The following is a 20,878-nucleotide window of genomic DNA, read 5'->3' on the forward strand; positions in this document are numbered from 1 at the left end:
CTGAATCGCCCGTCACATCCACGGCGCCACCATATATGCAAATAATGTTGTTAGTGGATTTCCTGATTCTTTTTGTAACTTCCTACAGATTTTCTCCTAACGATTGTTAGCTTTTATTTATCTTTGACTTTAATAACACATGGCAAAAATTAAAAGCAACCGCACCAGCACACGTAAAGACGTGATTATTTCCAAGGCAGCCATCCTCTTCCGCGAAAAAGGATACAGCGCCACTTCCATGCGCGACCTGGCCGAGCATGTAGGCGTAGAAGCAGCCAGCCTGTACAATCACATCAGCTCCAAAGCCGAGATCCTACAGGAGATCTGCTTCCGTGTAGCTACCAATTTCATGTCGCATATCGAAGAGGTGGAACAAACTAAAAAGACTGAGATCGAAAAGATCGAAGCCATCCTCCGCTACCATATCAGAATGATGGTAGAGCGCTATGAAGAAGTATACGTGAGCGACCGCGAATGGAAACACCTCACAGATCCTTATCTCTCCAATATGCAGGGCCAGCGCCGCGCATATCGGCAGCGTATCGGCAAGATTATCGAAGACGGTATAGCGAAAGGAGAATTCAAGAAGATCGATGCGCCAACGGCTGTGCTGATCATGCTCCATGCAGTGAGCGGTATCGAAAGCTGGCACAGGAGCAAAAGGAAGATCGAGGGTGACCAGCTGGAGAACTCCATGGTGGAGATCCTGGTTGGCGGTTTGCAGAAACCCTAGCCTTCACAATTGAACCAATCAAAAGAAAGATAATAAGTGGCTACACATTTTCACTCCCTCACGATTGCAGACATACGAAAAGAAACCCCTGAATGTATCTCTGTAGTATTTGAAATTCCCGAAAGCCTGAAGGAAGCCTATAGTTTCCGGCATGGTCAGAACATCACCCTTAAAATGGTGGTGAATGGTGAAGAGCTTCGCCGTTCGTATTCCATCTGCAGCAGTCCCGGCGATAAAGAGCTTCGCATCGCCATCAAGCAAATGCAGGATGGCCGCTTCTCCACCTGGGCCAATGCTACACTGAAAAAAGGGGATACGCTGGAAGTGTTGCCACCAACCGGGAAGTTCTATACAGAGCTGGACCCCGCGCATAAAAAGCACTACCTCGCTTTTGCTGCCGGGAGCGGTATCACGCCAATTCTGAGCATCATCAAAACCACGCTGGCCATCGAGCCCAACAGCAGCTTCACGCTGGTGTACGGCAATCGTAATCGTGGCAGCATCATCTTCAAGGAACAACTCGAAGCACTGAAGAATGTATTCATGAGCCGCTTTGTGGTGCATCATATTCTCAGCAGGGAAAAAACGGATGCCGCTATCAATTATGGCCGCATCAATGCTGAGAAAGGAAAGCAGCTGGCAGCAAAACTGATCGACATACATGCTGTTGATGATTTTTTTCTCTGCGGCCCCGAAGAAATGATCTTTGAAATGAAAGACTGGCTGGAACAGGAAGGCATCGATAAAAAGAAAGTGCATTTCGAATTGTTCACTACACCCGGACAAAAAGCTGGCATACAAAAATCTGCAGAAGAAAAAGCAGCCTTCACCGGCAAAGTGAGCAAAGTGACCGTGAAGGTGGATGGCATCGCTTTCGATTTCGATCTACCCTATGATGGAGATCCACTGCTGGATGCAGCGCTGAAACAGGGCGCGGATCTGCCTTTCGCCTGCAAGGGCGGCGTATGTGCAACCTGTCGCGCCAAAGTAGTAGAAGGATCAGTGAGCATGGACAACAACTATGCGTTGGAACCTGATGAACTGGAAAGCGGATTTGTTCTCACCTGCCAAAGTCATCCAAGGTCAGAAAAAGTAGTAGTGGATTTCGATGCGAGATAAAACAGAGATAATCATATTCAACCGGGGAGCAGTCGCTCGCCTCTGGCGAGTGACTTTTGTTTAGTCGCCTCCGGCGACGCGGTGTTCGCCGGAGGCGAACAATTAGAAGTCACTCGCCGGGAGGCGAGCGACTGCCAGCTCTCCGACCTTTTTAGTCAGCCCCTGCAATTTCCCTATTACCACAGTATCGTTACGATCGAATGCGGCAAACTCACCAGCTCGGCTGCTTTACCTCCTATCCACAGGTGATAGGGAATCCTTTTTCCACTATCGTTCATTACTACTACTACCATTTTTCCATCAGCATTCCTGAAAGCCGTTGTCAGCAATTCGCTTCTGCTGCTGGAACTGATAATGCGTTTGGCGCCGGGCTTCACGAATTTGGAGAAATGCCCGATATAGTAATAAGCATTCATAAAGATCAACTCCCCCGTTTTTGTATCGGCATGTACAGGAGCAAAACAGAAATTCTGTACATGGTTGGGACCGCCGGTTTCATCCAGCAGGATATTCCAGTCGGTCCAGGCACAGGTGCCGTTGTTGAAGTCATTGATCATGTTCCTGCCATAGATCTCGCCCCATTGCCATTGGTTGATCTGATTCCTGTTGAATGGGCCGTTGCAGCCTTCAGTGAATATAAGATTGGTGGAAGGATATTGTTCGTGTACACGTTGCAGGTTGAGGAACTGCGGATCACCACCAGTCCAGGTTTCGTACCAGTGAAAACCGATGCCCCATAAATATTTGGCTGCACCGGGATCATTCAGCACAGTGCTGGCGCGTTGATAGAGGAGGTCGCGGTTATGGTCCCAGGCAATGATCTTCTTATCATTCATCCCTGCCTTTTCGAGTGTGGGCCCGAGATAATTCTTGAGGAAATCCCTTTCTTCTTCCGCAGTGTAGATGCAGCTTTCCCAGCGCTGCCTCGCCATTGGCTCGTTCTGGATACTCAATCCCCAGATGGGTATCTTTTCCTTCTCGTAGGCCTGAATGAATTTTACATAATAGTTTGCCCATGACTGATAGTATGCTGGTAATAATTTACCACCGTGAAGCAGATCGTTGTTATCCTTCATCCATGCGGGAGGGCTCCAGGGACTTGCAAATAAAGGAAGATTTCCTCCCGCCGCTGCGATGGCCTGCTGAATGAATGGCACACGGTATTTCAAATCATGTTCAATGCTGAAGGAACCCAGGCTACTATCTTTTTCATTCACATATGTATAAGGCGCAGAAGAAAAATCACAGCTATGTATATTGGTCCTGGCCATTGTATAACCAATGCCATCCTTTTCACTGAAGTAAGCAGCGAGGAATTGCTGTTGTTTCTCCTTCGGAAGTTTGGCGAATGTTTCGGCTGACGCATCTGTGAGAGCGCCACCAATACCTACCATGGTTTGAAAAGAAGCGGATGGGTCCACAAACACGCAGGGTTGTGATTCAAGCGGCTGTCCGAAGGATTTGAAAGAGATGGTATCGGTGATGGATAGTCGAAGACTTGAGCTGTCTGCGGTGGTGATCACAGTAGCCCGAACACCTTCCATGTTGATGGAGCTGGAATCCCCGCCGGTGTTTTTTCCCTCAGGTTGACTGTTCTGCTGGCAGGAAGCCACACCCAATACTACGGCTGTCAGAATGCAAAATTTCATTGTGCGCATTTTGTTTAAGATGATAAATAGAACCGGAAGGAGCCCCATCGGTTTGTATTACAGTGGGGAACTGCCTGTGCGGGCAGGTATCAATAGCGTGTAGCTCATTTTTGGGTACCTTAAAAGTATTAAGAATCCGTGAAATTAAGCGTATGTCTTTTTTCTCAAAATACCACTAACGACTGTTAGCGTAGGTGGGGAATTTTTTTTACCTTTGGCTTCTCATTTAAAATGTATCACTATGTCTGTTCAGGAACTGGAGAAAATCTTCCAGCAGAAGATCGATAACGAGATCAAAATTGAGCCGAAGGACTGGATGCCGGATGCTTACCGCAAAACCCTGGTACGCCAGATCAGTCAGCATGCTCACAGCGAGATCATCGGCATGTTGCCTGAAGGCAACTGGATCACACGCGCTCCAAGCCTGAAGCGCAAAGCAATTTTGCTGGCCAAGGTGCAGGACGAAGCCGGTCATGGTCTGTATCTCTATGCCGCCACTGAAACACTGGGCACCAGCCGTGAACAGACGATGGACGACCTGATTTCCGGGAAGGCCAAATATTCTTCCATTTTCAACTACCCTACATTGACCTGGGGCGATATCGGCGCTATCGGCTGGCTCGTTGATGGAGCCGCTATTCTGAACCAGGTAATGTTATGTCGCACGAGTTACGGTCCGTATTCCCGTGCCAATATCCGCATCTGTAAAGAAGAGAGTTTTCACCAGCGCCAGGGTTTCGAGATCCTGCTGGTCCTCAGTCAGGGAACACCCGAACAGAAAGCTATTTGCCAGGATGCCATCAACCGCTGGTGGTGGCCATCATTGATGATGTTCGGTCCGAAAGATGGTGAATCCACTCACTCTGAGCAGAGCACGATCTGGAAGATCAAACGCAAGAGCAATGATGAACTGCGCCAGCAGTTCGTGAACATGATCGCAGAGCAGGTGAAGATCCTTGGTATGACCTTACCCGATCCGGACCTCAAATACAATGAGGCCACGAAGAATTATGATTTTGGAGAGATCGACTGGAACGAGTTCTGGAATGTAGTAAAAGGTAATGGCCCCTGCAACAAACAAAGGCTCGATACCCGCCGCAAAGCGCATGAGAATGGCGCCTGGGTAAGAGCAGCCGCTGAAGCGCATGCCGCAAAACGCGCTGCACGCAAACAACAACAAGTTGCCTGAGCGGAGAACACTCGCTCGCCTCTGGTGAGTGAGTAATATTTGTTCGCCTCCGGCGAACACCGCGTCGCCGGAGGCGACTAAATATAAGTCACTCGCCAGAGGCGAGTGACTGGCACACTCAAATTAAACGCATCAACAACCATGAATATCAATATCACAAAATATTACTACGGCGATATCCCTGAAGAAAAGGGAGGAGGCAATGCTGCTCAATCCGAAAGCACTGCCAACTGGCCCTTATGGGAAGTATTCATCCGCAGCAAACAGGGGCTCGATCATAAACATGTAGGTAGCCTGCACGCCACCGACGCACAGATGGCCATCGAAAATGCACGCGATGTATACACACGCCGCATGGAAGGCATCAGCATTTGGGTAGTGGAAAGCAAGTACATCCACGCTTCCAATCCCGATGATGCAGAAGCTTTTTACGAACCGGCCAACGATAAAGTATACCGTCATCCAACGTTCTACGATCTGCCGGATGAAGTGAAACATATGTAAGCCACTCTTAACCGATCACATCTTGCAACAAACACTCATCAACTATAGCCTGTACCTGGCAGACAATTCCCTGATCCTCGCACAACGCAATGCAGAGTGGTGCGGACATGGGCCCATACTGGAACAGGATATCGCACTGACCAATATTTCCCTCGACCTCTTAGGACAGGCGAGGAGCTTCTATCAATACGCTGCCCAGCTCATCAACGCAGACAATCCAACCGCCACACCGGCAACAGAAGATACCCTTGCGTATCTCCGCGATGTGTACGCTTTCAGGAACTGCCTGATCACTGAACTGCCGAATGGCGACTGGGGCCAAACCATCCTTCGCCAGTTCTTCTTCAGCGCCTGGCAATTCCTGCTGTACCAGCAAATGAAGAACAGTCCCGATCAAACACTCGCGGCTATTGCTGAAAAATCATTGAAAGAAGTAACTTACCATCTCCGCTGGAGCAGCGAATGGGTGATCCGCCTGGGTGATGGCACCGAAGAAAGTCACAATAAAATGGCGAAAGCACTGGATGAGCTCTGGAGCTACACCGGCGAGATCTTTGAGCCGGCTCCTTTTGAGAAAGCTGCTGTGGAAGCAGGTTTCGGCATTGATCCGGTAAGCCTCAGGGATGCCTGGATGCAGAAAGTTTCTGAGATCCTGCAGGAAGCCACCCTCACGGTGCCAGCTCCACGCTGGATGCAAGCAGGCGGCAAAGAAGGAAAACACTCGGAGTATCTGGGATTTGTGCTGGCGGAAATGCAATTCCTCCAACGCGCTTATCCCAATGCAACCTGGTAATGCAACATGTCTAACGTAACCGACATATCAACCCGTCAGGTATGGGAGCTGCTGGAAGCAGTGACCGATCCCGAAGTTCCGGTGCTGAGCATCCTGGACCTGGGCATCGTTCGCGATGTAAAAGTGGAAAACGATACAGTGGATGTAGTGATCACACCCACCTACTCCGGCTGCCCGGCCATGGACGTGATCAGTATGAGCATTCGTATGCAATTGCTTTCTCACGGATACAAACAAGTGAATATCTCGCAGGTCCTTTCCCCCGCCTGGACCACAGACTGGATGTCGGAAGCAGGAAAAGAAAAGCTGCGCGCGTACGGCATCGCTCCACCCAATCCTACTCAATCCGTTTGCAATATGCAGCTCTTCGCGGAAGATGAAGCCGTTCAATGCCCGCACTGCAATTCCTGGAATACCCGCCGCATCAGCGAATTCGGTTCCACTGCCTGCAAAAGCCTTTTCCAGTGCAACGACTGTCATGAACCATTTGATTATTTCAAGTGTCATTGATCAATCATAAATCAACTGCATGTCCACAATACTTTTCACTATCAATGAAGGCGTAGGCGTTATCACGCTCAACAGGCCAGACAAACTCAATTCTTTCAACCGTGAAATGAGTCTTTCCCTCCAGGACAGGCTGGATGAATGCGCAGACAATCCGGCCATCCGCGCTGTGTATATCACCGGAGCAGGTAAAGGATTCAGCGCTGGTCAGGACCTCTCCGAGATCGTTGGCGCTTCTGCACTCAGTATGAAACAGATCCTCAGCGAACATTTCAACCCAATAGTGGAACGTATCCGCCAGCTTCCCAAACCAGTAGTGGCCGCAGTAAATGGTGTTGCCGCCGGAGCAGGCGCCAATATTGCACTCTGCTGCGATATCGTTGTGGCTGCACATTCCGCATCCTTCATCCAGGCCTTCTCCAAGATCGGCCTGATCCCCGACAGCGGAGGCACATTCTTCTTACCACGCCTCATCGGCTGGCAAAAAGCATCGGCCCTCTCCATGCTGGGCGATAAGATACAGGCCACCGAAGCAGAACAGATGGGCATGATCTACAAAGTGATCCCTGACGATGGCTTCAGTTCCGCCACCCTCCAACTGGCCACCACACTGGCCCAGATGCCAACGAGAGGCCTCGCACTCACCAAACAGGCACTCAACCAGAGCTTCACCAATAATTACCGTCAGCAACTGGAACTGGAAGACAAACTCCAGCAGGAAGCCGGCGATACCGAAGACTATCGCGAAGGTGTAACCGCATTCATCGAAAAACGGCCACCCGTTTTCAAAGGGAAATAAGATATTCATCTTCAAAGCGTCTATCCGCATATGAACAACGATATCAGGGCAAGACAGATAGCAGAAAAATTATTGGAGAACGATCCCTTCAGTCAATGGCTCGGCATCCAGATCATCGATGTGAAAGAAGGGTATTGCAAACTTCAAATGACCCTTCGCGCAGAGATGCTGAATGGATTCGGCATCACGCATGGCGGCGTTGTTTTTTCGTTCGCAGACAGCGCATTGGCATTTTCCTGCAATAACCGGAACAACCTTTCAGTGGCTCAGGACAACAGTATCAATTTCCTGAAGCCCGGCAAGGCTGGTGATATACTCACTGCCGAGGCCAAAGAATTGCATAATGGACGAAGTACCGGTCTCTACCTGATCACCATCCACAACCAGCACGGAGATCAGGTCGCGCTGTTCAAAGGAACTTGCTTCAGAACAGGTAAAACACTGTTCGAAGGAATGTAACAGCCTCATCATTCTTAATTCTTTTATCATGATCTACGCATTCAAAGGCTTCATCCCTGTGATCCATGAATCAGCTTTTATTCATCCGCAAGCCGCTGTTACCGGTAACGTGATCATTGGAAAGAATGTTTATGTGGGTCCGGGAGCCGCTATCCGCGGGGACTGGGGCGGCATCGTGATTGAAGATGGCTGCAATGTGCAGGAGAACTGTACCATACATATGTTTCCGGGAGTGACAGTGTTGCTGAAAGAGAATGCACATATTGGTCATGGCGCTATCATTCACGGGGCCAGTATCGGAAAGAATTGCCTGATAGGCATGAATAGTGTGATCATGGACGATGTAGTACTGGGCGACGAATGCATTGTAGGCGCACTGACAATGATCAAAGCCAATGAAAAATTTCAGGCCCGCAGCCTGATTGTAGGCAACCCCGGAAAAGTGATCAAAGAATTGAGTGACGAAATGATCAACTGGAAAACCACCGGCACCGCATTGTACCAGGCCCTTCCGGGAGAAATGAGAGAAAGCTGGGAGGCAGTGGAGCCGTTGAGAGAAATGCCCGCCGACAGACCTTCGCAGGAGAGTTTATACAAGACCTGGAATGAGTTGAAGAAATAACAAATCAATTGTCATCACGCATTCCGGCAGCCATGGCCTGCCAGATAACTCCTTTGGTTCTTTTTTCGAGAATGGATAATACCCGCTCATGCAACTGTTCGGATGTTTTTAGGATGGTCTTAATTTTTCTGCCTATAACTCTTGCGGCCACCAATTCCATATAATTATTAGCATTGGTATCATAAAGTTCAGCAGCATCGCCATTGTCAGAAAAAATATCATCCATACACAATTCGAAATAAACAGAAACTATATGTTCGATGTCGGTAATATCCTTGACTCTTGAAGAATTATTATCATTTGCAATCAACTTTAATAATACAAGTCCTTCAAGCGTACATACTTTGCAATCCAACCCTCCATCAATATCTACAGTATCTACATACGGCATGATCTCAGAAAATCCCGGCATGTCCATCACAAACAATCTGGGTTTATATAGACGCGTTTCCCGCACATGATTTTCTATTTCCCCAAATGGCAAAAGGTCAAGTTCGATAGATTGCTTATAAAACAACTTAATAGCCTCCGTTGAATGATCGGTAAAATTGCCCGTTGCCAATAGAGCTTCCTTCATTTTATAAAACTCATGCTCATCAGTTACCATCAGAGCAATATCTACATCCTTCGTTCTCCGAATAGCTTTCATCTCCGGGTTAATAGACAATCTGATATCCCTCGCTATGGCTCCTGCAATAAAAAAATCTATCCCCTGAGACTGCGCTATCTTTTTGAACTCTTCCATCATTTCTAAAACAGAAGGATCAAATAGTTTTTCTTTCATGCAAGAGAATGTTTTTAATTTTTTCAGCAACCTCCCAGTTCCGGCTATCCAGGCTATTCTTCAATTCTGCGTATACAAGTAAATGTGGTGCAGCATGCGACAGCTTACTTTCAGTGCTCCAGTCATTCCAAAATTTATTAAGGACCTCCACATTCCCGTTATCATCAGGGAGGATTCGAAGATTTTTCACTAGGTCTACCGTAGGTCTTGATGTATAAAGAGAAAAGCTCTCAGGGTTTATATAGTTGGTGTACAGATCAGCACCAGGCTCTCCGGCCCAGTAAATCCCCGGCATACTAATCTCCCGCCATGTTTTTTGCTTATCATTATTTACAAATCGAAAAATGCCTCTCTGTATTTTAGGCCTTAGGGTAATGTGGAATGCTTCCACCCAACGCTCAATCAGCTTTTCCCGGTGCTGCAATTTCTCTTCATCTCCCTCTTTAACCAGGTAATCACCACTCCTTAATTCTTCCAAAAAATTGCTGATGTTCCCTAATGCAATATCAGCGGCCTGAGCAATTTCTCGCTGAGTCTTTGCAAGCATCAAAGGATCCTGAAGAATCACGAAGAGAAATTTCAGTCCTGCAGGTTTCCATAATTTTCCTTCCGGAGTTTTCAAAACATGCTTGACTTCTTTATCATTTATACTGATATACAGATTATCTGTGCTAATAAAACAATTACCCGTAACCTCCAGGTAATTATAGCCATGATTTTTTAGGAATTCTTTTACTGGTGTGGCGATGTATCGCGCTACCAGGAGCCACTGATCTTTCTTTGCTCCAAACTGGCTTATCAAACTTTCGATCATATGTGATCGAACTTCTCTTTTTATTTCAACCCAAAACTCACTTTGAATCTTTTTCAATTTGATTTCCATATACGCATCTGGATTGCCTTCAGATTCTGACAATGGCAAGCGCCTAATGTTGGCGCCAGTCTCTTTTCTAAGTTCAGCCATTGCCATTTCCAGTGTCTGAAATTCATGAAAATCGGTTACATCCATTTTTGTTCATTTTTTAACTTTGTCCACGGAGCGTGAACATGAGTAAGATATTGAACAAAAATAGGATTTTTTTCTATTTGTTCAAAAAGTGCAATTCGTTCACGATGACTGAACAAATTAAAATTTTGAACAAAAAAAATTAAGCTGACAATCAATGCCTTATAAAAATTAATTCATAAGCAACCTCCTCAATTGGATGACGGAAGCTTTATCGCACTCCACCCCAATAATCGTATCTTCGCGGCTTCAATGGAAAAGTCAAACTTTGTAGATCAGATCAGGATTTTTTGCCGGTCAGGACATGGAGGCGCAGGCAGCAAGCATTTCATGCGTACCAAATTCAACCCGCAGGCTGGTCCCGATGGCGGCGACGGTGGTCGTGGCGGCCATATCATCCTGCGTGGCAATAAGAATCTCTGGACATTATTACACCTTCGTTATTATAAGAATGTACTCGCCGAGAACGGCGAAGGCGGCAGCGGCAATAACTGCACAGGCCGCAGCGGTAAAGACATTATCATCGAAGTTCCGCTAGGCACTGTAGCCCGCGATGAAGAGACCGATGAACTGGAAGCCGAGATCCTTGAAGACGGCCAGGAGATCGTTTGGATCAGGGGTGGACGCGGCGGATTGGGCAACGCCCGTTTTGCTACCCCCACCAACCAGGCGCCGGAACATGCGCAACCCGGCGAACCGGGACAAGAAGCCTGGAAGGTTTTGGAGCTGAAAGTGCTGGCCGATGTTGGACTCGTTGGTTTTCCCAATGCCGGCAAATCCACTTTGCTCTCCGTAATCTCAGCAGCCAAACCCAAAATTGCTGACTACGCATTCACCACACTCACTCCGCAGCTCGGAATGGTGGAATACCGCGGAAGCCAGAGCTTCTGCGTAGCCGACCTTCCCGGTATCATTGAAGGAGCGGCGGAAGGCAAAGGACTGGGGCATCGCTTCCTGCGTCATATCGAACGCAACTCCATCCTGCTTTTCGTGTTGCCTGCAGACAGCAATGATCACATGAAAGAATTCCAGGTTTTGCTGAATGAACTGGAGCAATACAATCCCGAGTTGCTTCACAAGCAATTTGTGATCGCTGTCAGCAAAAGCGATCTGCTGGACGACGAACTGAAAGAAGCCGTAGCCAAAGAGCTTCCGCAGAATGTTCCGCATGTGTTCATCTCTGCCGCCACCAACCAGGGATTGTCTGAACTAAAAGACCTACTCTGGAGAACGCTCAACGAACCCCAGCAGAATTAGAAGATTCCATCCATTTTTATATCTTGTAAAAATATTCGCCCGTACCATTATGTACGGGCGTTTTTGTGAATTAAATCCTGTTCCATGTTGAATCGTATCAAACGTATCACTGGCGGATTGCAATACATCGGATTACGCTTCCTCGTTTTCCTCTCGCATCTGCTAAAATCCTTCTGGCTCTTCTTTCCGGGCATCATCTTCGTTATTCTTGCTATCTGGTGTTTCTGGATACTGGGACAGGGAAAGGACCTTATCATCGCTTTCTCAGAGAACCATGAAGCAAAAACCTTCTTCCTGGTTGCCATTGGCTTCTGGATCTATGTTACCTGGTTCTCCAGCCGTATCATCGCCATCCTCAAACTGAGAAAGCAACAGGAATATCTTCTCAAACTGATCAAAACACATCCTTCCGCACAGACCGATAAAAAATTAGAAAACGTTACTTATTTCGAGCTGCCTGTTACCTGGCTCAACCTCTGGCCCAAACTGATCGGTTATGCCGGACTGTTAGCCATCGAAGTGGCCGTGTTGCAATCACCCGCACTCGGTAACAATGCTATCTCTCCAGGAAAAGCCCTCTGGTACTTTCTTCCGGGGATCGGCATTTCCATTGGCCTCGACAGGATCGTTGAAAAATTCGCCCTGAAGAACAGTCCAAAGCAACGACTGATCTTCAACTGCCTGCTCGCCGCTTTCCTGCTGGCCTCCGCCCTGGTGATCATTATCCCCAGTTCCGATATCCTTTACCTGCTCTGGGCATTACTTTTCCTTCATGCTGTTTATCTTTTTTACATCAACCTGCGAAGCAGGAAAAAGGATAATGGGGAAGATGAAAAAGATTCCATGTACCACCGCTTCATGTTCCGGATCATGGACTGGGTGCGCATCCCCAGGAAAGAAATCGGTTATTTCCAGTGGTTCAACCTGATCTGTATCATAGGACTCGGCATCTACTGCGCTGCCTTCATTAGCCTGCACACGGCCAAAATGATCGGACCATTTCCATTCATATTGCTGGCATTTGCAGTACTCGGTGGCATTGGTAATATCGTAGCTGCTTTCAGTGTAAAGCTGAGTGTGAATTTCCATGTGCTGCTGATCCTCGTGGCATTACTGGTAGGCTCCCGGGAAACGCATTTCGTTCGTACCAAATCCTTCGACAAGCCGGCGAACAAAGGCATCTATCACCAACGGCAGGATATTCTCACTTATTTCTCCAACTGGGTCAATAGTCGCGGCGCAGCTATCGACAGCACCAAAGGCAAATACCCGCTCTATTTTGTACTTGCCAATGGAGGCGCATCCCGCTCAGGTTACTGGACAGCATCGGTACTCGGAAAACTTGAAGACACCACCAAAGGATTGCCTTCGCAATTCTCGAAACATCTTTTTTGTTTGTCCGGTACTTCAGGAGGCGGCGTGGGCGTTGCCACTTTCTTTTCTTTATTGAACGAAAGGAAAAAACTGGACAGCAACCTCAATGTATCTTACCTCCGTTCCTCAAGGTCATTCCTGGAAAAAGACTTCCTCACTTTCACGCTCTCGCATATGCTGGGGCCTGATTATCTCAAATACATCTTCCATATCAACAACCGCACATTGCCCGATCGCGCAGGAGCACTGGAACAAACACTGGAGGAAGATTCACATGATATTCCGGATTCCCTGAAACCTTCCATGGCCACACCGATGTCTGAACTGCTGAGCATCGGCGACAGCAGCTGTCCATTACCGGTACTTTGCATCAACACCACCCGGATGCAGGACGGCAACCCGGGTGTAGTGACCAATATCAAAATGAGTCGGCAGTTCTTCAACAACCGGGTAGATGTGCTGGAAGCCCTGAACGATACGCTGGACATGCGTTTGAGTACAGCCTCCATTCTCGGCGCCCGCTTTCCCTATATCAGTCCTGCAGGCAGGATTGACCAGGTGATCCCCGCCAGGCAAAGAGTGAACCAGAACGACAGCATGTTGATCCATTATTTTGTTGATGGTGGTTACTTCGACAACTCCGGCGCCGGTGTAGTACAGGAAATGATCCGCGCTATCCTCCTTCAATCTTCCGCCATCAAAGACAGTTCATTCAGAAAACGTGTAGCAAAACTGGAGTTCACTATCCTGCACATCACCAACAGCCCCACCGGCGTAGCCGCCCTGAACACAGTGGCACCTCTCAAAAATGATCTGCTCAGTCCTTTGCTCACCATCATGGGCGCTTACGATATGCAGACCACCGTGAACGATAAACGCCTGGAAAATTTTCTTTCCGATATCAGTGATGATGGAATCTGCGGCGGAGCAAAATATATTCCCATCCATCTGTACAAAGACACGGAGGAAAAAAGAGAAGACAGGAAGAAAGGAAATAAATCGAAGGAAACGCCTTATTCCATGAACTGGTTCATTTCAAAAATGACCCTTAACCGCATGGATGATCGGTTGACCAATCAACCGAACCTGAACAAAATGATCAAAGAGCTGACCAGCACCCAGTAAATGCAGAGAGCCGCCAGTCGCTCGCCTCTGGCGAGTGACCTGTATTGGTTCGCCTCCGGCGAACACCGCGTCGCCGGAGGCGACTAAATAGAAGTCACTCGCCAGAGGCGAGCGACTGGCGGCTCTCTGCTAAAACCCGGCATTAATCAGTCTTTAAGAGCCGGATNTGCTAAAACCCGGCATTAATCAGTCTTTAAGAGCCGGATAAGAAAATTCTAAGTAGGTTTGCGCTTTAAAATAGATTCTCATATGAAAAAATTTCTGGTAACGATTGTATTGTGCTGCTCGTTACTTCGCGGTATGGCCGATGAAGGAATGTGGCTCCCCATGTTATTAGGTCAGCAGGTGTACAATAATATGGTGAAACGCGGCCTGAAACTGACGAAAGAACAATTGTATTCTGTAAACAAAGCTTCCCTGAAAGACGCCATCATCATCTTCGGTGGATTTTGTACAGGAGAGATCGTGAGCAATGAAGGACTAATTTTCACCAACCACCATTGCGGCTACGATGCCATTGCAACTGCCAGCACTGTTACTGCCAATTATCTCAAAGAAGGATTCTGGGCAAAAACGAAACAACAGGAAATCCCTTCTGCCGGCCTGTATGCAGACTTCCTCACAAAGATCGAAGATGTTACTCCCGAGGTGAATGCAGCCCTCAGCGATCTCACCGGAGCTGAACGTCTTGCCAAACAGAATGCCTTGATCGCGGAGATCAACAAGCGTTACTCGGATGCTTCCAAAAATATTATCGGAAAAGTGAGCGCTATGTTCAAAGGCAACCAGTTCCTCGTGTTCGTGTACCAGCGTTACAATGATATCAGGCTTGTAGGAGCACCTCCTGAGAGCATCGGCAAGTATGGCGGCGATACAGACAACTGGGAATGGCCACGTCATACCGGCGACTTCTCCGTATTCCGCGTATACATGGGTAAGAACGGTGGTTCCGCAGATTATTCTCCGGAGAACGTTCCCCTGAAGCCCAAACATTTTCTGCCCATTTCCCTCAAAGGCGTGAAAGACGGAGACTATGCGATGATCTATGGTTATCCCGGCAGCACCAACCGCTATGAGTCTTCCATGGGTGTAAAACAAAAAACAGATATCGCCAATCCTTCCATCGTGAACCTGCGCGACATGCGCCTGAAATACATGCTGGAGGAAATGAAGAAAGACCCGGCCACACGCCTGGCCCTCGCCAGCGATTATGCTTCCATCGCCAACTACTGGAAATTCTTCGACGGCGAAGCCAAACAATTGCTGAAGTATGATGTGTATGGTCAAAAGAAAGCCGCTGAAGCCAGATTCCAGCAATGGGCAAATGGAAAAAGCGAATATGCGAATATCTTCAGCGAATGGAGCAAAGTGTACGACAACTGGCGTCCTTACAGCAAACACCAGATCTATCTCAATGAAGGCATCATGGGCTCTCCGCTCATGAGACTGGCAGCCAGCCTCCAACAGGTAGAGAACGCCATCGTTAAGAAAGGAAGCTCTTCAGATATTGCCAAAGCCATCGAAGCTGCCAAAGAAGCAAGAGCTGAATTCCTGAAAAGCGAAAACCGTGTATCAGATCAGAACATCCTGGGCTCCGCGCTCAAAATGTTCTATACAGATATCGATAAGAATCAACACCCTATTGGATTCTATGATGGTGTCAAAGGCAGCTTCGGCAGCCTTGACGATGATGCCACGTATAAAAAGCATGCAGCCAATGTATTCAACAATACCATGCTGCTGAACGACAGCAAATGGAATGCCTTCACCTCCAATCCCGACGCTACAGTATTACAGGCCGATCCTGCTTATGCAACAGCCAGCGCGTTCATGAAGAACTGGCAGGGAAAATACCTCCCGCTTTTCATGCAGTTCAATTCCAGGAATTCAGAGTTGGGCCGCCTCTACCTGAAAGGCGTACTCGCAATGGATACGGTGAAAGCCAAAAAGATGTATCCCGATGCCACTTTCACCATGCGCGTGAGCTTCGGTAATGTAAAAAGCTACAACCCTGCCGATGCAGTGAAGTACGATTATGTTACCACCATGAAAGGTATACTGGAAAAATACAAACCCGGCGATTATGAATTCGACCTCCCTGCCAAACTGATGGAACTGGCAAAGAACAAAGATTATGGCCAGTATGCAGACCCGGTTCGTAAAGACCTGGTGGTTGGATTCATTACTACCAACGATATTACCGGCGGTAACTCAGGCTCTCCGGTGATCGATGCAAACGGAAACCTGATCGGACTTGCATTTGACGGCAACTACGAAGCCCTCAGCCATAAGATCCAGTTCGATCCTGTGTTCAACAGGACCATCTGTGTGGACGTTCGTTATGTGCTCTGGTGTATCGACAAACTCGGTGGCGCCAGCAATATCATCAAAGAACTGAAGCTGGTGAAATAATCGCCGCTCCACTCAAAATATAACAGCCCCGTATGGTCAGTAATACTGCCATACGGGGTTCTTCTTTTTATTAATTGGCGAACCGGATTATTTTTCGCTTTTTTGCTGATCCTAAATGTTATCAAATGGAAACTTCCGCTACAACCGATCTGCTGCACGACCTTGAGGACGAGATCACTTTTTTGCCTGCACCCAAAGGCATGCGACTGGTCAATTTCATCATCGATATGATTGTTGTGTCCATCATCAATTCCGTCATAGGCGGAATGATCCAGATGATGATCTTCGCTGCCTATATCTCCGATATCAACACCACTTCAGATTTCGATCTTGCATATCCGTTAGGACTGACCATTTCTATCTGGGCCATCCAGGTTGGGCTCTTCCTGAGTTATTATATTATTTTCGAGAAGATGATGAATGGACGAACAGTAGGCAAATTGGTATCAGGAACGATGGCAGTAAGGAAAGATGGCGGTCCGCTTACCTGGAAGAACGTTATCCTTCGTAGCCTTTGCCGCCTGATCCCGCTCGAATTCATATTTGCCATTTTCATGGAGCCCTGGCATGATATATTCACCGGCACTGTTGTGGTGAAGAAGACATTATAATTTTCTATTTTAGTGGAGTATTGTCTTTCCAATGCCAGAGATGCAGGCAGGCGTAAGTCCTGTAAGGGCTCCATTTTGCAGAAATGCTCAGGAGTTTTTCGCGGAAAGCTTTTTTGTCTTCCCGATCCAGTTTATAGATGCTGATCATTGCGTTCTGCAATCCAAGATCATCGGGAGAAAATACATCTTCTCTTCCGAGTGCGAACATGAGCAGCATTTCGGCTGTCCATTTGCCAACACCTTTGATCTGTGTGAGATAAGTGATCACTTCTTCGTTGCTCATTTTATTGAGCGTTTTAAGGTCCAGTCCCTGCTCGATTGCAAAGCGTGCCACGTTCTGCACGTAGGTCACCTTTGCATTAGACAGGCCGATACTTCTTAGTATTTCCGGCTTTGTATCGATGATCTGTTGCGGGTTGGGCGTTTTGCCACCGTAAAGCGCGAGGAAGCGGTTGTAGATCACATCTGCCACTTTCGTACTCAGTTGCTGGCTCATGATGGAGGCACAGAGATAGACCGGGATGTCCTTTCTTTTTTTGAGCACAAAAGGCTCACGCCCGTCCATGAGTTTTTTGAACCGTTTGTCTTTACTGAGGTGGATGGTGTAAGACATAGGTTATGGTTTCACGTAGCGGTAGAGTTCCCCTCCGTTGTGAACAACCCAGCCTTTGGTGAGATCAGCGTTGAAATCACATTCCCAGAACTGAACCCTTTCAGCAGACGGCCTGTAGAGAACCCTGGTAACGGTATTTCCTTCCACCTTGTAAACGTTGGTTGCCGTCATTACAAAACCATTATCAATGTCTTTGAAATTGAAATCGAAATAGTTTCCGGTTACTCTCGGGCCTTTCGTCCAGGTGGCGCCGTTATCAACTGTTTTATTAACATATCCGTCCTTACCAATAGCAATGCCTTTCTGGGCATCCGCGCCGGTGAAGAATTGTGTAGTAAAGACTTCGCTTGGCAGTCCGTTCACAGGAGTGAAACTGTTTCCGCCATCAGTTGTTCGGCGGTATCCATTGGCATCAGTTCCACAGAATCCATTTTGTTCATCAACAAAATAAACGGAAGTCACATCTTTGGGGGCATTTGGCACAAGCATCCAGGTGGCGCCGCCATCGGCAGTTTTAATAAGCCCCTGGTATGTGGAAGCATACCCATTGTTTTCGTCGCGGAAGAAAACATCTCGGAATTCGTAGGACGTGTTTGTAGTAACCCAGGTTTTGCCGCTATCAGTTGTTTTGGCAATATCCTTTGTATCAGAAACAGCCCATCCATATTTTTCGTTCAGAAAGAAGAGATTGACATAATCTGATTTTTGTGCATTGGTCCTGGTCCAGGTCTCGCCGCCATTGGTGGATTTGTAAACACCATCGCGGAATGATGCGAGGAAACCGAGCGTATCATTCACGAAAACAACATCATAGCTGTTTAATGGGATGGTTACTTTAGACCAGCCCGGATCAAGTATAGGTACACCACCCTGACCCTGATTTCTGGGATCTTCTTGCCGTTGAATGGGATTGTCTCCCTTTACGCAGGACGCCGCTATAATTCCGGTAACTGTTACAAAAAGCAGGGCTTTAAAACCATTCACCATACAATTATTCATTAAGGGATTGAAGATATTATTTTTTTGGCATTGCTGCATGCTTGCTAGTTTTACGGCTTCAATGGAAAGACAAATCATACCTACTGCCGATGGGTCTGTAACCATCTCCATTCCGGCCTCCGGAGTAACTTATCATTCCAAACATGGTGCCATTCAGGAATCCATGCATGTTTTCATTGAAGCAGGACTTCATTACATACTCTCGAAATCTATAACGCATAATCCATTGAGGATATTGGAAATGGGTTTCGGAACCGGATTGAATGCATTACTGGTATTGCAGGAAAGCATCCTTACCGGTTTACCTGTCCACTATGAAACTATTGAGGCATTTCCGCTGGAAAACGTTGTCTATACCCGGTTAAATTATTGCGATCAGTTGCAGGCGCCGGAGCTACAGTCTCAATTTCTTCGTTTACATGAATCTGCCTGGGATATAACACATTCCATATCCGATAGGTTTTCATTTGTAAAGAGAAATACAACTCTTGAAAAGTTCAGCAGTTCCGGATCATTTGATCTCATTTTCTATGATGCCTTTGCGCCGTCGGCTCAACCGGAATTATGGACGGAAGCGGTATTCCGGAAATTATTTGATCTGTTGAATCCTGGTGGCATACTCACTACATATTGCTCCAAAGGAGATGTAAGGAGAGCGATGATGGCAGCAGGGTTTACAGTTGAAAAAATTCCCGGCCCGCCGGGAAAAAGGGAAATGGTGCGGGCGGGGAAGGGGTGAGTTATTGGGAATTACTACCTGCATCTCACTGGAACGTATACCCGACGCTTCCATCTTTCTCATCCTTCAACAAGATCCCCAACTCCTGCAACTGGTTCCGGATCTTATCCGATGTTGCATAGTCTTTGCGGGAACGGGCATCTTTGCGGATGTCTATGAGTAAGTCCAGCACTCCGCCGAGTTTGCCATTGTCGGCTTCATTTTCACTACGCAGACCAAAAATAGATTCCAGGTAATCGTGGAAATATTTTTTCAGTCTTTCGAGCGTAGTGATGGAGAGTGCAGTTACGGGAATATGTTTGTCTTTAATGGAATTGACCACAGGAACAACTTCGAAAATATTCGCCAGTACTTTGGCGGTATTGAAGTCATCGTTCATATTGTCATCCATTTCCGAAAGCAGGTCGTTCACTTTTTTATTGAGTGCTTCATCAGGCTGGGCATCATTGGCAGGTATCTCTATTTTCTGCAAGTTCTCGTAGGCTTCCCAGAGACGCTTCAGTCCTTTTTCTGCGGCCTGCAGTGCTTCATTGCCGAAGTCGAGTGTACTGCGATAATGTGTCTGCAGGATGAAGAAGCGTATGGTCATAGGGCTGTAAGCCTGTTCCAGCAAGGGATGTGATCCGGTGAACATCTCGGTGAGCTTGATCTGGTTGTTATAGCTCTTACCCATCTTCTTGCCGTTGACCGTGATCATATTGTTGTGCAACCAATAACGTGCGGGCACTTCCTTATTGCAAATGGTGCTTTGTGCGATCTCACTTTCGTGGTGCGGGAACTGAAGGTCCATACCACCACCATGAATGTCGAACTGACCACCGAGATATTTGGTGGCCATTGCAGAGCACTCGATATGCCAGCCGGGGAATCCTTCTCCCCAGGGACTAACCCAACGCATGATATGCTCCGGTGGCGCTGCTTTCCAGAGTGCGAAATCGGCCTTATCTCGTTTCTCTTCCTGCCCATCCAGCTCACGTGTGGTTTCCAGTTGTTCATCCAACACGCGACCGCTGAGTTTTCCGTAAGGATAATGTTCAGCGTATTTTTTTACATCGAAGTATACAGAACCGTTCACTTCGTAAGCATAGCCGGCTTCGATAATGGCTTTGATCATTTGGATCTGCTCCACGATATGACCTGTGGCAGTGGGCTCGATGCTTGGCTCCAGGTTATTGAACTGCAACATGGCCCAATGAAAAAGATTGGTGTATTTCTGCACCAGTTCCATGGGTTCCAGTTTTTCCAGTACGGCTTTGCTGGAGATCTTGTCTTCTGCTGCTCTTCCTTCTTCCTCAAAGTGACCGGCATCTGTGATGTTCCGCACATAACGCACTTTGTAGCCGAGGTGCAGGAGATAACGGTAGATCACATCGAAGGTGATGAACGGACGGGCATGGCCCAGATGGCTCTCGCCACTAACGGTGGGGCCGCACACATACATGCCCACATGACCGGGCGTGATGGGAGTAAACACTTCTTTCTGCCTTGTGTAAGAATTAAGGACTTTCAACTCACTCATAAAAAATTATTGATACGAAAACAGCAGAGGTTCAATAACAGGTATGTCTTCGGGCAAATATAATG

20 protein-coding genes are annotated in these 20,878 nt (G+C 47.5%); 14 read left to right on the forward strand and 6 right to left on the reverse strand.

What is annotated here, in order from left to right:
• The first annotated feature begins 139 nt into the window (after nt 1–139).
• Nucleotides 140–733: a TetR/AcrR family transcriptional regulator gene (locus D9Y29_RS25190; protein ID WP_127133022.1), complete on the forward strand. Its 594-nt coding sequence runs from the start codon at nt 140–142 to the stop codon at nt 731–733.
• 36 nt (nt 734–769) lie between these two features.
• A complete protein-coding gene (paaE, locus tag D9Y29_RS25195) occupies nt 770–1,852 on the forward strand; it encodes a 1,2-phenylacetyl-CoA epoxidase subunit PaaE (RefSeq protein ID WP_127133023.1) in 1,083 nt (360 codons plus the stop codon).
• Between the two features lie 176 nt (nt 1,853–2,028).
• Here paaE and D9Y29_RS25200 read toward each other — a convergent pair whose 3' ends face one another.
• On the reverse strand, nt 2,029–3,501 hold the full coding sequence (locus D9Y29_RS25200) for a glycoside hydrolase family 30 protein (protein WP_127133024.1): 1,473 nt from the start codon (nt 3,499–3,501) through the stop codon (nt 2,029–2,031).
• 241 nt (nt 3,502–3,742) lie between these two features.
• On the opposite strand from D9Y29_RS25200, the gene paaA reads away from it, so the two are divergent.
• The 7 genes from paaA (at nt 3,743) to D9Y29_RS25235 (ending at nt 8,374) form a co-directional block, all read left to right on the forward strand.
• The gene (paaA, locus tag D9Y29_RS25205; protein ID WP_127133025.1) at nt 3,743–4,690 is read left to right on the forward strand and encodes a 1,2-phenylacetyl-CoA epoxidase subunit PaaA; all 948 of its coding nucleotides are present in this window, start codon (nt 3,743–3,745) and stop codon (nt 4,688–4,690) included.
• 141 nt (nt 4,691–4,831) lie between these two features.
• Entirely contained in the window at nt 4,832–5,194 is a 363-nt protein-coding gene (gene paaB / locus D9Y29_RS25210; RefSeq protein WP_127133026.1) for a 1,2-phenylacetyl-CoA epoxidase subunit PaaB, read from the forward strand.
• Between the two features lie 22 nt (nt 5,195–5,216).
• Nucleotides 5,217–5,987 (forward strand): 1,2-phenylacetyl-CoA epoxidase subunit PaaC, encoded by a 771-nt coding sequence (gene paaC / locus D9Y29_RS25215; RefSeq protein ID WP_127133027.1) that lies wholly within the window; start codon nt 5,217–5,219, stop codon nt 5,985–5,987.
• Nucleotides 5,988–5,993: 6 nt separating this feature from the next.
• Nucleotides 5,994–6,497 (forward strand): 1,2-phenylacetyl-CoA epoxidase subunit PaaD, encoded by a 504-nt coding sequence (gene paaD / locus D9Y29_RS25220; RefSeq protein WP_127133028.1) that lies wholly within the window; start codon nt 5,994–5,996, stop codon nt 6,495–6,497.
• Nucleotides 6,498–6,516: 19 nt separating this feature from the next.
• A complete protein-coding gene (locus D9Y29_RS25225; protein WP_127133029.1) occupies nt 6,517–7,293 on the forward strand; it encodes an enoyl-CoA hydratase-related protein in 777 nt (258 codons plus the stop codon).
• A gap of 30 nt (nt 7,294–7,323) precedes the next feature.
• The gene (gene paaI, locus D9Y29_RS25230; protein ID WP_206513872.1) at nt 7,324–7,752 is read left to right on the forward strand and encodes a hydroxyphenylacetyl-CoA thioesterase PaaI; all 429 of its coding nucleotides are present in this window, start codon (nt 7,324–7,326) and stop codon (nt 7,750–7,752) included.
• Between the two features lie 28 nt (nt 7,753–7,780).
• Entirely contained in the window at nt 7,781–8,374 is a 594-nt protein-coding gene (locus D9Y29_RS25235) for an acyltransferase (RefSeq protein ID WP_127133030.1), read from the forward strand.
• 4 nt (nt 8,375–8,378) lie between these two features.
• Here the strand turns inward: D9Y29_RS25235 and D9Y29_RS25240 are convergent, their stop codons facing one another.
• Both D9Y29_RS25240 and D9Y29_RS25245 read right to left on the reverse strand, forming a co-directional pair.
• Entirely contained in the window at nt 8,379–9,158 is a 780-nt protein-coding gene (locus D9Y29_RS25240; protein ID WP_127133031.1) for a hypothetical protein, read from the reverse strand.
• The gene (locus D9Y29_RS25245) at nt 9,139–10,167 is read right to left on the reverse strand and encodes a type IV toxin-antitoxin system AbiEi family antitoxin (protein WP_127133032.1); all 1,029 of its coding nucleotides are present in this window, start codon (nt 10,165–10,167) and stop codon (nt 9,139–9,141) included. The genes D9Y29_RS25240 and D9Y29_RS25245 overlap by 20 nt, the downstream gene beginning before the upstream one ends.
• Before the next feature lie 249 nt (nt 10,168–10,416).
• On the opposite strand from D9Y29_RS25245, the gene obgE reads away from it, so the two are divergent.
• The 4 genes from obgE to D9Y29_RS25265 all read left to right on the forward strand — a co-directional run bounded on the left by obgE (nt 10,417) and on the right by D9Y29_RS25265 (nt 16,943).
• The gene (gene obgE / locus D9Y29_RS25250; RefSeq protein WP_127133033.1) at nt 10,417–11,421 is read left to right on the forward strand and encodes a GTPase ObgE; all 1,005 of its coding nucleotides are present in this window, start codon (nt 10,417–10,419) and stop codon (nt 11,419–11,421) included.
• Nucleotides 11,422–11,505: 84 nt separating this feature from the next.
• The gene (locus D9Y29_RS25255) at nt 11,506–13,920 is read left to right on the forward strand and encodes a hypothetical protein (protein ID WP_127133034.1); all 2,415 of its coding nucleotides are present in this window, start codon (nt 11,506–11,508) and stop codon (nt 13,918–13,920) included.
• Between the two features lie 249 nt (nt 13,921–14,169).
• A complete protein-coding gene (locus D9Y29_RS25260; RefSeq protein WP_127133035.1) occupies nt 14,170–16,332 on the forward strand; it encodes a S46 family peptidase in 2,163 nt (720 codons plus the stop codon).
• 125 nt (nt 16,333–16,457) lie between these two features.
• The gene (locus D9Y29_RS25265; RefSeq protein ID WP_127133036.1) at nt 16,458–16,943 is read left to right on the forward strand and encodes an RDD family protein; all 486 of its coding nucleotides are present in this window, start codon (nt 16,458–16,460) and stop codon (nt 16,941–16,943) included.
• A gap of 4 nt (nt 16,944–16,947) precedes the next feature.
• Here D9Y29_RS25265 and D9Y29_RS25270 read toward each other — a convergent pair whose 3' ends face one another.
• Nucleotides 16,948–17,556 carry a DNA-3-methyladenine glycosylase family protein gene (locus D9Y29_RS25270; protein WP_127133037.1) on the reverse strand — a complete coding sequence of 203 codons (609 nt, stop codon included), beginning with the start codon at nt 17,554–17,556 and terminating at the stop codon, nt 16,948–16,950.
• 3 nt (nt 17,557–17,559) lie between these two features.
• The gene (locus D9Y29_RS25275) at nt 17,560–18,594 is read right to left on the reverse strand and encodes a WD40/YVTN/BNR-like repeat-containing protein (RefSeq protein ID WP_164735548.1); all 1,035 of its coding nucleotides are present in this window, start codon (nt 18,592–18,594) and stop codon (nt 17,560–17,562) included.
• A gap of 22 nt (nt 18,595–18,616) precedes the next feature.
• Here D9Y29_RS25275 and mnmC2 point away from each other — a divergent pair, with 22 nt between their 5' ends.
• Complete coding sequence (mnmC2, locus tag D9Y29_RS25280) at nt 18,617–19,294, forward strand: tRNA (5-methylaminomethyl-2-thiouridine)(34)-methyltransferase MnmC2 (RefSeq protein WP_127133039.1); 678 nt, start codon at nt 18,617–18,619, stop codon at nt 19,292–19,294.
• A gap of 25 nt (nt 19,295–19,319) precedes the next feature.
• Here mnmC2 and cysS read toward each other — a convergent pair whose 3' ends face one another.
• Nucleotides 19,320–20,813 carry a cysteine--tRNA ligase gene (gene cysS, locus D9Y29_RS25285; RefSeq protein ID WP_127133040.1) on the reverse strand — a complete coding sequence of 498 codons (1,494 nt, stop codon included), beginning with the start codon at nt 20,811–20,813 and terminating at the stop codon, nt 19,320–19,322.
• Between the last annotated feature and the right edge of the window lie 65 nt (nt 20,814–20,878).

This window comes from Pseudoflavitalea rhizosphaerae (assembly GCF_003991355.1).
Classification (GTDB): domain Bacteria; phylum Bacteroidota; class Bacteroidia; order Chitinophagales; family Chitinophagaceae; genus Pseudobacter; species Pseudobacter rhizosphaerae.

Excerpts from the sequence above, each read along its gene's own strand:
- D9Y29_RS25190 (WP_127133022.1), top strand. The coding sequence starts at position 140 with ATGGCAAAAATTAAAAGCAACCGCACCAGCACACGTAAAGACGTGATT.
- D9Y29_RS25200 (WP_127133024.1), bottom strand. The coding sequence starts at position 3,501 with ATGAAATTTTGCATTCTGACAGCCGTAGTATTGGGTGTGGCTTCCTGC.
- paaA (WP_127133025.1), top strand. The coding sequence starts at position 3,743 with ATGTCTGTTCAGGAACTGGAGAAAATCTTCCAGCAGAAGATCGATAAC.
- paaB (WP_127133026.1), top strand. The coding sequence starts at position 4,832 with ATGAATATCAATATCACAAAATATTACTACGGCGATATCCCTGAAGAA.
- paaD (WP_127133028.1), top strand. The coding sequence starts at position 5,994 with ATGTCTAACGTAACCGACATATCAACCCGTCAGGTATGGGAGCTGCTG.
- D9Y29_RS25225 (WP_127133029.1), top strand. The coding sequence starts at position 6,517 with ATGTCCACAATACTTTTCACTATCAATGAAGGCGTAGGCGTTATCACG.
- paaI (WP_206513872.1), top strand. The coding sequence starts at position 7,324 with ATGAACAACGATATCAGGGCAAGACAGATAGCAGAAAAATTATTGGAG.
- D9Y29_RS25235 (WP_127133030.1), top strand. The coding sequence starts at position 7,781 with ATGATCTACGCATTCAAAGGCTTCATCCCTGTGATCCATGAATCAGCT.
- D9Y29_RS25240 (WP_127133031.1), bottom strand. The coding sequence starts at position 9,158 with ATGAAAGAAAAACTATTTGATCCTTCTGTTTTAGAAATGATGGAAGAG.
- D9Y29_RS25245 (WP_127133032.1), bottom strand. The coding sequence starts at position 10,167 with ATGGATGTAACCGATTTTCATGAATTTCAGACACTGGAAATGGCAATG.
- obgE (WP_127133033.1), top strand. The coding sequence starts at position 10,417 with ATGGAAAAGTCAAACTTTGTAGATCAGATCAGGATTTTTTGCCGGTCA.
- D9Y29_RS25255 (WP_127133034.1), top strand. The coding sequence starts at position 11,506 with ATGTTGAATCGTATCAAACGTATCACTGGCGGATTGCAATACATCGGA.
- D9Y29_RS25260 (WP_127133035.1), top strand. The coding sequence starts at position 14,170 with ATGAAAAAATTTCTGGTAACGATTGTATTGTGCTGCTCGTTACTTCGC.
- D9Y29_RS25265 (WP_127133036.1), top strand. The coding sequence starts at position 16,458 with ATGGAAACTTCCGCTACAACCGATCTGCTGCACGACCTTGAGGACGAG.
- D9Y29_RS25270 (WP_127133037.1), bottom strand. The coding sequence starts at position 17,556 with ATGTCTTACACCATCCACCTCAGTAAAGACAAACGGTTCAAAAAACTC.
- D9Y29_RS25275 (WP_164735548.1), bottom strand. The coding sequence starts at position 18,594 with ATGCAGCAATGCCAAAAAAATAATATCTTCAATCCCTTAATGAATAAT.
- mnmC2 (WP_127133039.1), top strand. The coding sequence starts at position 18,617 with ATGGAAAGACAAATCATACCTACTGCCGATGGGTCTGTAACCATCTCC.
- cysS (WP_127133040.1), bottom strand. The coding sequence starts at position 20,813 with ATGAGTGAGTTGAAAGTCCTTAATTCTTACACAAGGCAGAAAGAAGTG.